Source organism: Sphingomonas sp. (assembly GCF_039594485.1).
Taxonomy (GTDB): Bacteria; Pseudomonadota; Alphaproteobacteria; order Sphingomonadales; family Sphingomonadaceae; genus Sphingomonas.
In genome coordinates this window covers 68,442-84,133 of sequence record NZ_JBCNNI010000003.1, presented here as the reverse complement: position 1 = coordinate 84,133, position 15,692 = coordinate 68,442, and the positions used below count along the sequence as shown (strand labels likewise).

The window sequence follows — 15,692 nt, the reverse complement described above, 5'->3', positions numbered from 1 at the left end:
GACGGTCAGCGATCAGGGTGGATGTCCGCCCCCAATGCCCTTTTCAACGGGTCCAGCCACGGTTCGAACGGGCGCCACTGCGCCATGCCGGACCGATAGATGGGCTGGCGGACCTGTTCCGAACTGGCGGTGCGGACCGATCGCCTGGTCTTGTGGAAGTCCAGGCAGGATTGCTCGAACGCCAGTCCGCAATGATCCAGGATGCGGCGGACCTGCCTCTCCAGATCGTCGATCATGTCCTCATATTGCACGCGCAGCACCTTGCCCGGCAGCACCGCATCCCAATGCGCCATCAGCCGCACATAGCCGCGATAGTAGCGCCCGACCTCTTCCAGGCCATAGGTGAACTCCTGCCCCTCGGCGAACAGTTGCTTGAAGCCGGAGAAGCAGCAATCCATCGGATCGCGCCGCGCGTCGATGATCCGCGCGTTGGGCAGGATCAGGTGGATCAGGCCGATATGCCGGAAATTGTTCGGCATCTTGTCGGTGAAATGGGGCCGTCCGGTCCGGTGGACTTGCGTCTCGTCCAGGAATTCCCGACCGAAGCGGGCGAAGTCCTCCCCGCCCAGCTCGCCCAGGCAATCAGGATAAAGTTCGCCTTCATCGGCGCGGCGGCGGCCGTTGAGCCGATGCGCCAGCGCCATGATGTTGGGCAGTTCCAGCGTTCCTTCGACGCGGCTGTGCGAGGCCAGTATCTGTTCGACCAGGGTCGATCCCGCGCGCGGCAGGCCGACGATGAAGATCGGCGCATCGCTCGGCTCGCCGGTCCCGGCCATCCGCGCGATCAGCTCGGGGGTGAAGAAGCGGATCTGCGCATCCATCTCGCGGTCCATCGCATCCGCATCGTAGCGCGACTGTTCGCGACGGAGGCGATTGCCCGCGTCATAATGTGCGAAGGCGGCGGCATGGTCACGGCGATCCTCATGCGCCTTGCCCAGCGCGAAGTGGAGGTGCGCACGGTCGTCGATCGAAGTGCCGGGTGCCTGGGCAGCGGCCGCCATCGCCCGCATCTCGTCATCGGTGAAGCGATAGGTCTTGAGGTTGGCGAGGCTCCAATACGCATCGCCGAAATCCGGCTGTGTGCCATAGGCCGCACGATAGGCGGCGACGGCCTCCTCCTGGCGGCCGATCGTCTTCAGCGCATGGCCGCGCGCCAGATGCGTGCCCGCCGCCGCCGCCCCGGACGCGACCAGGGCGTCGTAGATGGCCAGCGCCTCGTCATAGCGGCCGATCGCCGCGCTCTCGTTCGCCAGCGCGTTCTGGAACAGCGGATTGTCGCGGTCCATCGCGTGGAGCCTTGCGGCCTGCGCGTGTGCCGCGGCGAACTTCTGACGCTTGTGCAGCACGCCGACATAATCGAGCCGGGCCAGCGCATAGCCCGGTTCGAACTCCAGCGCGCTTTCCAGCAAAAACTCAGCATCGTCATAGACATGGAGCCGAGTGCCGATATCGGCGAGGAGGCGCATCGCCTCGACATCGGTCGGATGGGCGCGCAGATAGCGGCGACAGACTTCCTCGGCGGGTTGCAGCCGCCCCTCATAGATCATGCTGGCGACCGACAGCAGTTCCCTGGGCATCGCGGTCAGATACGCGACCTCTTCGCGGGCGCGTTCGGCTTCGCGCGGATTGTCCGCGTTCAGCGCGACCAGCGCGCGCCAACTGGCATGGAGTGCCGGATTGCCCGCAACCGCACGGTCAAAGGCCTCGCGGGCTTCGGCAGGGCGATCGAGCGCGACCAGCACATGCCCCCGCTCCTGCTCCGCGCGCGCATAGTCGGGATGCGCCGCCACCAGCCGGTCCAGCGTGACGAGCGCATCGTCGGCTTTGTCCTGATAGCGCTGTGCGACCGCCATCACATATAACAGGTCGCGATCGTCGGGTGTTGCGGCAAGGCCATGCCGGGCCAGCGCCTCCGCCTCGACCAGCCGCCCCCCTTGCAGCGCCTCCTTCGCCTGATCCGACTTCATGGCGTTTCGTTCAATCCCCATTGCACGCGTCCGTCCCCGGCATCATCGCGGATGCCGGGGAACGGCGCCAGCGTTACATGTCCACCGTCACCTTCATGCCAAAGGTCCGGGGACGGTTGGTCGTGATGCGCGGGATCTGATCCTGCGTGTTGTAGAACAGTTGCGCCCGCGTGTCGGTCAGGTTCTCGCCAAAGATTTCGAAGCGATATTTGCCGATGGTGAAGCCGCCACCCGCATCGAACGTGCTATACCCATCCTGCCGGACACGCAGCGCCGACGCGAGCGAGCTGTAGCTGTACGCGGAGAGTTGCGTGCCGACCTGGGCGAACCACGTCCGATCGTTATCCAGTATCCCTTCGTAACGAAGGCGAACATTGCCCTGGACCTTCGGCGTCAGCGGCAACTGGCTTCCGACCGGGGCCAGTTCGATCACCGTCGATTGCGTACTGGTCAGCTTCGCGTCGTTGTACGACACGGCGCTGAACAGGGTCAGCGGCGGGGCGAGCTTGATCGTCAGATCGCCTTCGAACCCGTTGATCCGCGCATTGGCCGCATTGTCGATGAACGTCAGGTTCGACACGTTGACGGTATCCAGGCGCGACACCTGGATATTGTTCCAGTCGACGCGGTAGAAGCTGCCGTTGAACCGGACCTTTCGATCGAACAGATCGGTCTTGAAACCGAATTCATAGTTCTTGACGGTGTCGGATACATAATTGACCGGGACCGTCGGATAGGCCGGATTGAACGACGCCGCCCCGCCACCACGGTTGAAGCCGCCCGGGCGGAAGCCTTCCGAATAGGTCGCGTAGAACAACAATTGCCCGGTCGGCTTGAAGGTCAGCGTCGCCTTGGGAACAAAGCCCTTCTCCTTCAGCTTGGGCCGGTTGTAGATGCGTCCGCCCGCGCCCGGCACGGTCGAATCCGTCCCCAGATTGGCGAAGTTCGACGATCCGTAGAATTCGGTCGTCTGCCAGTAATAACGACCGCCGCCGCTGAGGATCAGTTTTTTCGGAACGATGTCGAAGGCCGCCTCGCCATAGATCGCCTTCTGCTCGCCGATGCGGGTGATATCGTTGAAGAAGGCGACGCCCGCCGGCCGCGTCGAGGGATCGATGTTCCGCGCCGCCGTGATCGGCGCATTGCGCGCGAAACCGAGCTGCGGTGTCGCCTCATAGACATAATTGTCCAGCGTCTCGAGCTTGGTCCGGTCATAGAACAGCCCCGCCGTCACCCGGAAGCGCAGTTCCTGCGGCGTGGTGAGCCGCGCCTCCTGCGTGAACCGCCTGATGCGCTGGTTGCCCGAGAAACCCTTCACCGGATTGAGGCAGCGGCGCGGAGTCGTATAAGTACAGGTGTAATAGGCCGCGAAGGCACCGGTATTGGTATATCCGGTATAATCGACCGACTGGGCGATCTTTCGGTCGAGATAGGCCCCGGTATAGACGAGATCCAGGCCCTCCAGACGACCATTGACGGTCCAGGCGGTCTGGCTGAACCTGTCGCGCAGGAAATCGGGGTAGAAGCGCGTCACTTTCAGATCCCCGACCTTGGGATCATAATCGAACACCCCGTCCGTATCCAGATTCTGCCGCACATGCGTCAGGAGGATATCGACGTCGGGCGTCACGTCATATTTCGCGCTGAGGCGAAAACCGCGATAGCTCGCGTCGTTGAAGTTCTTCTGGACGAGGTCACTGTTGTTGGCCGTCTCATAGGTCGTGCCGGGCGCCGAGGGCAGCGCGCGGTTGACGGTCGGGCTGGGCGTGTAGGTGCCCGCGACATTGTCGATATAGCCGCCCTTCTGGGCCGAGTAGAACACGCCGCGAAGCGCCAGATTGTCGGCGACGGGCACGTTGACGAAGCCCTCCACCGCGTTGCTCATTTCGCCGCTCTTGGTGAACTCGACCGAGCCGGTGACGCTGGCGTGGAACACGCCCATCTCGGGCTTGTTGGTGATCAGGCGCACCGTGCCTGCCATCGAGCTGGCGCCGAACAGCGACCCTTGCGGTCCGGGCAGCACCTCGATGCGGGCCATGTCGGTGACATAGACGTCGAGGTTGCGCCCCGGCGACGTCACGGGCTGCTCGTCGAGATACATCGCGACGTTGGGCTCGGAACCCTGTGCCCCCGACAACAGCACGGTCACCGCATCGGTCGCCTGACCGCGGATATAGACGTCGTTCTGACCGGGGCCGCGCCCACCCGAACGCACGCTCGGCAGATATTTCACATAATCGTCGAAGCTTGTGATGTTGAGGTCGTTCAGCGCCTTCGTATTGAGCGCTTGCACCGACACCGGCACACGCTGGATGCTTTCGTTGCGCTTGGTCGCGGTGACGATGATGTCGCTGATTCCCCCCTGCGACGCCTTCGCCGTGGCCGAGCCGCTCGCGCCGTCCTGCGCGCTATTCGACGCCGTCGGCGCGGCGGATTCGGCCGTCGTCCCCTCCGTCATCTGCGCCCAGGCGGGCTGACTTCCCAGTACAAATACAGTCAATGCTGTTGATGCGCAAAGCTCACGCACCATGAATATTCTGACACCCCTTTTCATTCCCGCCTCCATTGTCTGACAAAGACGATCCATCGCGTTGATGATCGCCTCGTCCCTCCGGCGCTTTATTATTATTTTCTTTTTTATATACGCTTACATGGAGCACCATCGTTTCAAGTGATGCTGCCATCACCGCCTATGGAACCTGATATCCCTGGCAATGTCTTGATAAGGCATTCGAGGTTTCGTTTTCCAACAAAGCCCTCTTATCCCTAGACCTATCCTTCCGAATTCCACTCCGTTCGAAGGAAATTATGAAAACCTCTGTCGAGCGGAGATCAGAACCGGGCGGCATCTCGATGGACATGACCTGATTCTCCCACGCTCCCTATCGACATTGGCGACATTCAGTGCGGCTTAGCCTCCGAGGACGTCGCCGAATGATCCGGCGCGCGCGACACCAGCAGCGTGTCCGGGCATTGAGACAGCGCAAGATGCCGTTCGAATTGCGCCAGCACATCGGCGATGAGCTGTTCCTGGCAGAGTCCAAGGATGTCGTATCCCTTGCCGCCGCATGCGAAGAAGGTCTGCGCCTCGAACCTGTCCTCCACGGCGATCGCATCCGCCGCCGACAGTGTCGCGCGGGGCCGGGCCGCCGCGCGAACGCCGTAGAGGAAGCATCGCTGACCGGGAGTCGGCGACTCCAGCCAGACGCCATCCTCGTCCTCGCGAACGCTGGCCGCCCGGCCACGGCCGTTGAGTTCGTCGGCGACCGCCTTCAGCGCGGGCGCGGCGACCGTGGCGAGGAAGTCGCGCACCTCATCGGCGGTCGGCGTATGAAGCGCGAAACCAAGCCGCGCCTGCCACGACAATCCCGCTGACGGACGGGCATAATCGGCGACGGCGCGCCCGCCCAACGCATATTGCGCCATGTCCGCACGCATGCCCCGGAACAGGCCGTAAACCAGCGCCAGCATCACGATCGCGAAAGGCAGCGCCGCGATGATCGTCGCCGCCTTCAGCGCGGCTAGGCCGCCCGCGATCAGAAGGATGATCGTGACCAGCGCCTCCAGCACGCACCAGAACAGCCGCTGGGCGGAGGTCGTCACGGTCTTTCCGCCTGATGCGATGATGTCCATCACCAGCGAGCCGGAGCTTTGCGAAGAGATGAAGAAGATGCCGATCATGAAGACGGCAAACGCGGTCGTTGCGTTGGAAAAGGGCAGATAGTCGAAGAACTTGAACAGCGCGATCGACACATTGTCCTTGACGGCGGCGGACAGTGCGCCGTTGGCGACACCGTGATCCAGGTACAGCGCGGTGTTGCCGAACACCGTCATCCAGGCGAAGGTGAAGATGGTCGGCAGCAGCAGTACCGCCAGGATGAACTCGCGCACTGTCCGCCCTCGCGAGATGCGCGCGATGAACATGCCGACGAACGGCGCCCAGGACATCCACCACGCCCAGTAGAAGAGCGTCCAGGCGTTGATCCACGCATTTGGCGCATAGGCATAGACGTTGAACGTGCGGGGCACGAACGTCGTCAGATAGAGCCCGATATTCTGGACCAGGTCGCGCATCAGCACGATCGTCGGCCCCGCAATCAGCACGAACAGCATCAGTCCGATCGCGAGCAGGATGTTGAGTTCGCTGAGTCGCTTGATACCCTTGCCCAGGCCCGACAGCACCGACAGGGTCGCGACGGTCGAAATGACGACGATCAACAACACTTGCATGCCGACGTTCATCGGCACGCCGAGCAGATAGTTGAGGCCGCCATTCACCTGCTGGACACCCAGGCCCAGCGACGTCGCAAGCCCGAAGACGGTACAGCAGATCGCGAAGATATCGACCGCATCGCCGATGCGACCGTAAATCCGCTCCTTGAGCATCGGATACAGGCCCGACCGGATCGTCAGCGGCAGATTGTAGCGATAGCCGAAATAGCCAAGCGACAGGCCGACGACCGAATAGATCGACCAGGCGTGAATGCCCCAGTGGAAGAAGGTGATGCTCATCGCATCCTGCTGCGCCGCGACCGACCGCGCCACGGCGTCGGGCGGCAGCACATCATGCATGATCGGCTCGGCCACGCCATAATACATCAGGCCGATGCCCTTGCCGGCCGCGAAGAGCATCGCGACCCATGAGGCGAAGCGGAAATCGGGGACGCAATCGTCGGGACCAAGCTTCAGGTCGCCGAACCGGCTGAAGGCGAGGATGGTGACGGACATCAGGAAGATACCGACGGCGAGGAGATAGAACCAGCCGACCTCCGCCAGGATGCGGGTTTCCACGGCCGACAGGATCGCCTCGGCCTGATGCGGCAGGAACGCCCCCACGCCCAGCAGCACCGCAATGACGCCGACCGAGCCGTAAAAAACCGGCGGATTGATGACGAACCTGCTCATCGTAACCTACCCCTTCCCCTGTCGATTACGTCCGCTGCCGGTACTGATCGCGCCATCCGAAGCAGGCGATGCCCATCGAAATCGATTTCACCGTCCCGCCATCGTCGAGGCGCTCATGCCCCCCAATTCTCCTGATCACGATATTTCGCGGCCTGGGCCATGACGGCGCGTCAAGGGCCAAGCCTGGAATGGAGAAGAGCATGGCGCTTTGCGCTAGAACATCAGGACTGCGACATGCGGTCGTTACAAATGCGCCATCGGCAAATAATTTCAATTTCTGGAATGGTGGCGCGCATCGCCTGGAATGGGCAGCGGGTCGAACCCCATTTCAAGGCAGCGCCACGATCCGCACATCATGGCCCAGGCTTTCCAGCCACGACACCAGGGCGGCGAAGGGCAATGCGATGGTCGCGGTGTTGCGCAACGGGTGCACGGCAATCCGTTCCGCCTGCTCAAAGCCCGCATCGAACACCACCGTCACCTCCCTCACCGGCGCATTGGCGACCGCGAGCGGGGTCACCGCGCCGGGCGTGACACCCAGCAGCCGCTCCATATCGTCCGGCTTCCCGAACGAGAATTTTCCCGCCCCCAGCAGTTCCGCGAACGCTTTCAGGTCCGCACGCCGTTCGCTGGGCAGCACGACCAGCCAGAAGCCCCCTTTCTTGTCCTTGAGGAACAGGTTCTTCGTATGCGCGGCGGGCAGCGCGGCATGAATGGCGGCGCTTTCCTCGACAGTGAAGACGGCGGGGTGTTCCAGCTTCTCGACCGCCACCCCGGCGCGAGCAAACTGTGCATAGATGTCGTCTTCGGTCATGATCCGCCCTTCAACATTCGGGAAAGCTGACGGCCAGGCCGCCTTGCGAGGTTTCCTTGTATTTCGCGTGCATATCGGTGCCAGTTCGCATCATCGTCTCGATCACCTGGTCGAGCGAGACGATATGGATCCCGTCCCCCCGCAATGCGAGCGAGGCGGCGTTGATCGCCTTCACCGCGCCAAAGGCGTTGCGCTCGATGCACGGCACCTGGACGAGGCCCGCAATCGGGTCGCACGTCATGCCGAGGTGATGCTCCATCGCGATCTCGGCGGCATTCTCCACCTGGCGATCGGTCGCGCCCATCGCCGCGGCCAGCCCGGCGGCAGCCATCGCGCTCGCGGTTCCCACCTCGCCCTGACAGCCAACCTCCGCGCCCGAGATCGAGGCGTTGAGCTTGGTCAGGACGCCGATCGCACTCGCGGTCAGCAGGAAATCGTGCATTCCCGCGCGGTCCGCACCCGGCCAGAAGTCGCGGTAATAGCGCAGCACCGCCGGAACCACGCCCGCCGCCCCGTTGGTCGGTGCGGTCACCACCCGGCCGCCTGCGGCATTCTCCTCGTTCACCGCGATCGCGAACAGGCTGACATGGTCCATGATGCTGTGCGGCGCCTGCCGATTGCGGAAGCGATCGCCGTCGAGCTTCTGCCTGAGCGCGCGGGCCCGGCGCGGCACCTTCAACCGGCCGGGCAGGATGCCGTCGGTCCGCATGCCGTGGTCGATGCACGTCATCATCACCTCGATCACGCGATCCAGATAGGCCTCGAGGTCTTCAGCGGAGGTCCGCGACAGTTCGTTCGCCCGCATCACCTCCGCGATGCTGAGGCCGTGACAGCGACAGATCGCCAGCAATTCATCCCCACGCCGAAACGGAAAGGGCGGGCTCGCCTCGTCTTCGTCCAGTGCGGGGTCGCCGACCCGGTCCTCGGGCACGATGAATCCCCCGCCGATCGAGCACCACCGTTCGCTGACCACGACCTCCCCACCCGCGTCGAGCGCAGTGAAACGCAAGGTGTTGGGGTGGACGGGCGTATCGCTGTCGCGGTCGAAGACGATATCGGTGTCGAGGTCGAAAGCGATCGTCCGACCCGCAATGATCAGGCTCCGCTCGCTGCGCGCCTGTGCGACCACGCGATCGATCTGCTCGGGCTCGATCGTATCGGGCAGGAAACCGGCGAGTCCCAGCACGACCGCCTTGTCCGTCGCGTGTCCCGTGCCCGTCCAGGCGAGCGACCCCAGAAGATCGACCTGCACCCGTGCGAACATCATGTCCTTCAGGCTGGTCGCGAAACTCTGGGCGGCCTTCATCGGCCCGACGGTGTGCGAAGAGGACGGCCCGATACCGACGCGGAACAGATCCCGAACCCCCAGCATCGATCTATGCCTCGGTCTCCGCGATGCGGAGCAGCCCTTCGACATAGCGGGCGAAGGACCGCCACAGCTCGATATGGAAGCGCTCCGGCGCGCGTCGCCAGAGAATGATCTCCGCCTTGTCGTACATCGTGCGGGTGCACATGCCGACCGGAAAGGCCGCGAGCGACAGGTCGAGCGCACAGCCACTGGCCAGCAGCGTCTCCGCGCTGACGCCGCCGTCCACGATCTCCAGCGCGACCTGCCGGTGGCTGACATCGACCAGCGAACACAAGGCATCACCGAGCTGCGCCTGAAGTGTCGTCACCCAGTCATCGGGCGCGCCATCCGCCAGCAACAGCCATTCGTCGGGCCCCAGCCACAGCGCGGAGAGCGCCGCATCGTCGGTGGAACGGCACGCCTCGCGCGGCAGGGCGATGCCAAGCCGCTCGGCAACCGTATCGAGCATCGCCGCAGGACAACGCAGCACCGCGCGACCGAAATGGCCCAGTGGACGGATCGACGCGCTGCCAGCCGCGAAGGGCGAAGCGGGGGAAAGATCAGACATCGATGCGGGTGCCTTCTGGATCGTAGAAAATGGGTTGGACGACCTCCACCGCGATCGGCCCGTCGGGCATCGGGATGTGCAGCGTTTCCCCAAGCCGCTGGCGGCCGCCGCGCACCAGCGCCAGGGCGATGGGTGCGTCCACCGTGGCGCTGTGATAGGCGGAGGTGACATGGCCGATCGGCGTCGTGGCGGCGGACGGCGTCACGATCTGCGCGCCCTCCTCCAGCACCGTCCGGCCGTCGACGCTCCTGAGGCCGACAAGCTGCTTGCGATCGGGTGCGGACATGGCGGGCCGCGCCAGCGACCGTTTGCCGACGAAATCGGGTTTCGCCTTGCCGATCGCCCAGGACAGGCCGACATCGTCGGGCGTCACCGTCCCGTCGGTTTCCTGGCCGACGATGATATAGCCCTTTTCCGCACGCAGGACGTGCATCGTCTCCGTGCCATAGGGCACCATGCCGTGCGTCCTGCCGCGTTCCCAGATCGCCTCCCACACCATCCGGCCATAGCCGCTCGGCACGTTCACCTCGAACCCCAGTTCGCCGGTGAAGCTGACCCGCATCAGGCGCATCGGCACGCCGCAAATGCGCGCATCGGCGATGCTCATATGCGGGAAGGATGCCGCCGATATGTCCAGCCCCTCGACCAGCGGCGCGATCACCTCGCGCGCCTTCGGGCCCTGTACCGCGATCACCGACCATTGCTCGGTCGTCGAGGTCAGCCACACATTGAGGCCCGACCATTCGGTCTGGAGATAATCCTCCATCATATTGAGAACGCGCGCCGCGCCGCCCGTCGTGGTGGTCACGTGGAACCTGTCCGCCGCCAGCCGCCCGACCACGCCGTCGTCCATCACGAAGCCATCCTCGCGCAGCAGCACGCCATAGCGGCACTTGCCGATGCCGAGCTTGGTCCAGGCATTGACGAAGAAGCGGTTCATGAACTCCGCCGCGTCCGGCCCGACGACCTCGATCTTGCCGAGGGTGGAGGCATCGAAGATGCCCACGCTCCGGCGTACAGCGGCACATTCGCGCGCGACGGCGGCGTGCATGTCCTCGCCCGGACGCGGGAAGTAATGCGCGCGCCGCCAGTTGCCGACATCCTCGAACGCCGCGCCCTGTTCTTTGGCCCAGTCATTGATCGCGGTGATTCGCGCCGGATCGAACAGGTCGCCCCGCGCATGACCCGCCAGCGTACCGAACGTCACCGGGGTATAGGGCGATCGGAAGGTGGTCAGCCCGATCTCCGGGATCGACCGACCCGTCGCCTCCGACACGATGCCCAGCGCGTTGATGTTGGACAGCTTGCCCTGATCGGTCGCCATGCCCGTCGTGGTGTAGCGCTTGACATGCTCGATCGACAGGAACCCCTCGCGCGTCGCCAGCAGGATGTCCTTGGCGGTGACGTCGTTCTGCCAGTCGACGAACGCCTTGGCCTTGCCGAGGTCGCTCGTGGTCGGCGCGGCGCCCATATAGCCGCCATGACCCTGGGCATGTCGCACCTCGACCGCTGGCGGCACCGCCACGGCCGACGACACTAAGCCCGCCATCGAGGCCGCTTCACGCCCCGCCGCGATCCCGTCGCCCAGCGCGTCAGCCAGCGCGAACCGGCCCCGGCACGCGCCCGCCGACCGCTCCGCCTCGGCCGAGACGTCGGGCAGATAGGCCTGGAGCGTCTCGTCCCAGGCCAGCTTGCCGCGCGATTGCGAGAAGAGGTGGACGCTGGGCGTGAAACCGCCCGCCATCAGCACCGCGTCGCATGCATGCCGCCGGGTCGCGCCATCGGCGGTGATGGTGATCGACGCAACGCGCAGGCCGCCGGTCGTACCGTCGATCTTCGCGTCAGTCACCACCGGCAGGCCCGCCTCCCGCGCAGCCTCCGATGCGGCCGAGCGGGGCCGGATGTCCGCGACCGCCACGACCGTCATACCCGCCGCCGTCATCTCATGCGCGACGCGATAGGCATTGTCGTGTGCGCCGACGATGACGATCCTGCGCCCGACCGCAACGCCATATTGCTGAAGATAGGTGCGCGCCGCATCGGCAAGCATGATCCCCGGCCGGTCGTTGTCGGGGAATACCAGCGGGCGTTCGATCGCGCCGGTCGCCAGCACCACCTGTTTCGCGCGCACCTGCCACAACCGCTCGCGCGGCGCACCCTTGGCTGGAGCCGCGAGATGATCAGTCAGCTTCTCGGTCAACCCGATCCAGTTGTGCGGATAATAGCCGAACGCGATCGTGCGCGGCAGCAATATGACATTGGGCAACGCAGCAAGCGCGTCCCGTTCGCGCGCCAGCCAGTCCGAAGCCGACAGGCCATCGATCGTCGTGTCGACCGCCGCCAGCAACGATCCGCCGATCCGCGCGCGGTCGTCGCACAGGATCACCCGCGCGCCGGCCTCGGCCGCTTGACGCGCCGCCGCGATCCCCGCCGGGCCGCCGCCGACCACCAATATGTCGCAGTGCGCATAACGCTGCGTGTAATGATCGGGATCGGGTTCGGACGGCGCGATCCCCAGCCCTGCCGCCTCGCGGATACGCGGCTCGTACAGCCGGTCCCACGCCTTTTTCGGCCACATGAAGGTCTTGTAGTAGAAGCCCGCGGGGATGAAGCGGCTGAACAGCTTGTCGTTGATCGCCATGCGATCGCGCTCGAGGCTGGGGTGTCGGTTCTGGCTGACCGCATCCAGCCCGTCATATAGTTCGACCTGCGTCGCCAGCAGGTTGGGCGTATAGCGCGCGCCGTCGCGACGGATCGTGACCAGCGCATTGGGCTCATCCGCGCCCTCGCCCAAGATACCGCGTGGCCGGTGATATTTGAACGACCGGCCGACCAGATGCACGCCGTTCGCCAGCAGCGCGGAGGCCAGCGTATCGCCCTCCTGCCCCGCATAGCTCTTGCCGTCGAAGGTGAAGCGGATCGCCGCATCGCCGATCACCCTGCCGGGCATGATACGATGGTTGGACGTCGTCATGCTCCCACCTCCACGGGCGCGGGCTCGCCGATCTTGTAGGTGGCGAGGAAATGGTCGGTGCGCGTGTCGCGGACCGCGTTGAAAAAGCGCCCACAGCCATGCAGGTGGCGCCAGCGTTCGGCATGCGGGCCCTTCGGGTTCGCACGCACGTACAGATAGGCGTTCCATTCCTCATCGGACAGTTCGGCGGGCCGAAGCGGACGGGCGATGTGCGCCTGCCCGCCATAGCTGAACTCCAGCTCGGGTCGCGGGCCGCAATAGGGACAGTTGATGATGAGCATCCGCGCGCTCCTTAGTGGGCGACGGCGGCCGCGGCCGCTTCGTCGATCATGTAGCCGTCGCGGAACCGCTCGATCGTATAGGGTGCGTTGATCGGATGCGGCTCGTCGCGGGCGATGGTATGGGCGAGCAGGTGCGCGGCACCAGGTGTCGCCTTGAAGCCGCCGGTGCCCCAGCCGCAATTGACGTACAGGCCCGGCACCGGCGTCTTGGCGATGATCGGCGAGCGATCGGGCGTCACGTCGACGATCCCGCCCCAGCTTCGCAGCATCCGCATCCGACGGAACTGCGGGAACAGCTCGCAGATCGCCTCCAGCGTGTGCGTCGCGATGTGCAGCCCGCCGCGCTGGGTATAGCTGGTATAGGCGTCCGTCCCCGCACCGATCACCAACTCGCCCTTGTCGGACTGGCTGATATAAGCATGGATCGTGTTCGACATGACGACGGTCGGAAAGACGGGCTTCACCGGCTCCGACACCAGAGCCTGGAGCGGATAGCTTTCCAGCGGAAGGCGGACGCCCGCCATGCCCAGCACCACGCTGGTATGCCCCGCGGCGGAAACGCCGATCCGCTTCGACGCGATGAAGCCGCGCGTTGTCTCCACCCCCGATACCGCACCCGACGCGTCACGACGGATGCCGGTCACCTCGCAATTCTCGATGATGTCGACGCCCAGCGCATCGGCCGCGCGCGCATAGCCCCACGCCACCGCATCATGCCGCGCCGTGCCGCCGCGCCGCTGCAGCGCAGCACCCAGCACCGGGTAGCGCATCCCCGGATCGATATTGAGCGGCGGACAGAATTCCTTGGCCGCTTCGGGCGTCAGCCATTCATTGTCGACGCCGTTGATCCGGTTGGCATGGATATGGCGCTTGAAGACCTGCACGTCATGGATGTTGTGCGCCAGCATCATCACGCCGCGCTGCGAGAACATGACGTTGTAGTTCAGCTCCTGGCTCAGCCCCTCCCACATCTTCAGCGCGTGGTCATACAGGGCCGCGCTCTCGTCGAAGAGATAGTTGGAACGGATGATCGTCGTGTTGCGGCCCGTATTGCCACCGCCGATCCACCCTTTCTCGACCACCGCCACGTTGCGGATGCCGTGAACCTTGGCGAGATAATAGGCCGCGCCCAGGCCATGCCCGCCGCCGCCGACGATGATCGCGTCATAGGACGGCTTCGGTGCGGCCTGACGCCATTGGGGTTTCCAACCCTTGTGACCGCCCAGTCCCTGCCGGAGAAGCGAGAATGCCGAAAAGCGTTGCATCACGAATTCCTTCCGCCCGGCATCAGCCGCGCGCCGTGTCGTAGATCGGATAGCGATCGCACAGCGCGACCACATCGGCGCGAACCTCGTCGATCAGCGCAGCGGGCACCTCCCCCAGCGACGCGGCATCGAGGATGCGATTGATGAGGCGGCCAACCTCCTGAAAGGCCGGGACATCGAAACCGCGGCTGGTCAGGGCGCCGCTCCCCAGACGAATGCCGGACGTCACAGCGGGTTTCTCCGGGTCGAACGGGATGCCGTTCTTGTTGCAGGTGATGCCGGCCTCATCGAGGATCTGTTCGGCGCGCTTGCCGGTCAGCTTCTTGGGGCGCAGGTCGACCAGGACGACGTGGGTATCCGTGCCGCCGGACACGATCGTATAGCCATTGTCTTCCAAGACCTTCGCAAGGGCCTGCGCATTCTCGACGACGCGATGGGCGTAGTCGCGAAATCCGGGGCGCAGCGCCTCTCCGAACGCGACCGCCTTGGCCGCGATGACATGCTCCAGCGGGCCACCCTGGATGCCGGGGAAGATGGCGGAGTTGAACTTCTTGGCCAGCGCCTCGTCATTGGTCAGGATCATGCCGCCGCGCGGACCACGCAGCGTCTTGTGCGTGGTCGTCGTCACGACATGCGCATGGTCGAGCGGATTGGGATGTGCCCCGCCCGCCACCAGTCCGGCGAAATGCGCCATGTCGACCATCAGTATCGCGTCGACCGAGTCCGCGATCTCGCGAAAGCGGGCGAAATCAATCCGGCGCGGATAGGCCGAGCCGCCCGCGATGATCAACCTGGGATGATATTCGCGCGCCAGTTCGGCGACCGCGTCATAATCGATCCGCTGATCCTCCTCGCGCACGCCATAGGAAACGGCGTTCAGCCACTTGCCCGAAAAGGTCGGCGCCGCGCCGTGGGTCAGGTGCCCGCCATGCGCCAGGCTCATCCCCATCAGCGTTTCGCCCGGCTTCATCAGCGCGAACTGCACCGCCATATTGGCCTGCGCGCCCGAATGCGGCTGGACGTTGGCGAAGCGGGCGTTGAACAGCCGGCACGCGCGGTCGATCGCCAGTTGCTCGGTGACGTCGACATGCTCGCATCCGCCATAATAGCGGCGACCGGGATACCCCTCGGCATATTTGTTGGTCAGCACAGAGCCCTGCGCCTGCAGCACCGCCGTCGACACGATATTCTCCGACGCGATCAGTTCGAGCTTGTTGCGTTGCCGCCCCAGTTCGGCGTTGATCGCGGCATCGACCTCGGGATCGCTCGCGGCAAGTGCGCCCCCGAAAAAGGCTGAGCCGGCGTCGCCGCCGCGATTGCTGGTATCCGCCATGATCGGTCCCCCTCGTCTTCGCAGAGCAGGATGATGGCTCGCCCCCTCGCCTGCTGGGACGAGCGCGCCGCCGGTCGTGAAGATTTGCGACACCTGCCATGACGCGAACATCCCAGCCGCCCAAGGACGCGAGGTTCATGATTCAGACAAGCACCGATCCTGGATCGGCGTTCAAAGGCTGGTGGTCTTCCTGTGGCCAAAGGGAATTCCGGCAGGCCATGTTTGTCGACCTCCAGA

11 protein-coding genes are annotated in these 15,692 nt (G+C 64.7%); 1 reads left to right on the top strand and 10 read right to left on the bottom strand.

Going from position 1 to position 15,692, the window contains the following annotated elements; translation table 11 throughout:
* Positions 1–5 precede the first annotated feature (5 nt).
* The 3 genes from ABDV78_RS02035 to ABDV78_RS02025 all read right to left on the bottom strand — a co-directional run bounded on the left by ABDV78_RS02035 (position 6) and on the right by ABDV78_RS02025 (position 6,872).
* Positions 6–1,967, bottom strand: coding sequence for a sulfotransferase (locus ABDV78_RS02035; protein WP_343525518.1), 1,962 nt, complete (start codon positions 1,965–1,967; stop codon positions 6–8).
* Positions 1,968–2,040: 73 nt separating this feature from the next.
* The gene (locus ABDV78_RS02030) at positions 2,041–4,467 is read right to left on the bottom strand and encodes a TonB-dependent receptor (RefSeq protein ID WP_343525517.1); all 2,427 of its coding nucleotides are present in this window, start codon (positions 4,465–4,467) and stop codon (positions 2,041–2,043) included.
* Positions 4,468–4,868: 401 nt separating this feature from the next.
* A complete protein-coding gene (locus ABDV78_RS02025; protein ID WP_343525516.1) occupies positions 4,869–6,872 on the bottom strand; it encodes a BCCT family transporter in 2,004 nt (667 codons plus the stop codon).
* On the opposite strand from ABDV78_RS02025, the gene ABDV78_RS02020 reads away from it, so the two are divergent.
* Entirely contained in the window at positions 6,856–7,035 is a 180-nt protein-coding gene (locus ABDV78_RS02020; protein ID WP_343525515.1) for a hypothetical protein, read from the top strand. The genes ABDV78_RS02025 and ABDV78_RS02020 overlap by 17 nt on opposite strands.
* A 165-nt stretch (positions 7,036–7,200) precedes the next feature.
* On the opposite strand, the gene ABDV78_RS02015 is transcribed toward ABDV78_RS02020, so the two are convergent.
* The 7 genes from ABDV78_RS02015 to glyA are packed head-to-tail and all read right to left on the bottom strand — an operon-like array spanning position 7,201 to position 15,455.
* Positions 7,201–7,686, bottom strand: a complete 486-nt coding sequence (locus ABDV78_RS02015) for a prolyl-tRNA synthetase associated domain-containing protein (RefSeq protein ID WP_343525514.1) — start codon at positions 7,684–7,686, stop codon at positions 7,201–7,203.
* A 10-nt stretch (positions 7,687–7,696) separates the two neighbouring features.
* Entirely contained in the window at positions 7,697–9,058 is a 1,362-nt protein-coding gene (locus ABDV78_RS02010; protein WP_343525513.1) for an L-serine ammonia-lyase, read from the bottom strand.
* 4 nt (positions 9,059–9,062) lie between these two features.
* Positions 9,063–9,602, bottom strand: a complete 540-nt coding sequence (locus ABDV78_RS02005) for a sarcosine oxidase subunit gamma family protein (RefSeq protein ID WP_343525512.1) — start codon at positions 9,600–9,602, stop codon at positions 9,063–9,065.
* The gene (locus ABDV78_RS02000) at positions 9,595–12,576 is read right to left on the bottom strand and encodes a sarcosine oxidase subunit alpha family protein (RefSeq protein ID WP_343525511.1); all 2,982 of its coding nucleotides are present in this window, start codon (positions 12,574–12,576) and stop codon (positions 9,595–9,597) included. Before ABDV78_RS02000 ends, ABDV78_RS02005 begins: the two co-directional genes overlap by 8 nt.
* Positions 12,573–12,857 (bottom strand): sarcosine oxidase subunit delta, encoded by a 285-nt coding sequence (locus tag ABDV78_RS01995; protein ID WP_343525510.1) that lies wholly within the window; start codon positions 12,855–12,857, stop codon positions 12,573–12,575. Before ABDV78_RS01995 ends, ABDV78_RS02000 begins: the two co-directional genes overlap by 4 nt.
* 11 nt (positions 12,858–12,868) lie before the next feature.
* Positions 12,869–14,122 (bottom strand): sarcosine oxidase subunit beta family protein, encoded by a 1,254-nt coding sequence (locus tag ABDV78_RS01990; RefSeq protein ID WP_343525508.1) that lies wholly within the window; start codon positions 14,120–14,122, stop codon positions 12,869–12,871.
* A gap of 22 nt (positions 14,123–14,144) precedes the next feature.
* Complete coding sequence (glyA, locus tag ABDV78_RS01985) at positions 14,145–15,455, bottom strand: serine hydroxymethyltransferase (protein WP_343525507.1); 1,311 nt, start codon at positions 15,453–15,455, stop codon at positions 14,145–14,147.
* Between the last annotated feature and the right edge of the window lie 237 nt (positions 15,456–15,692).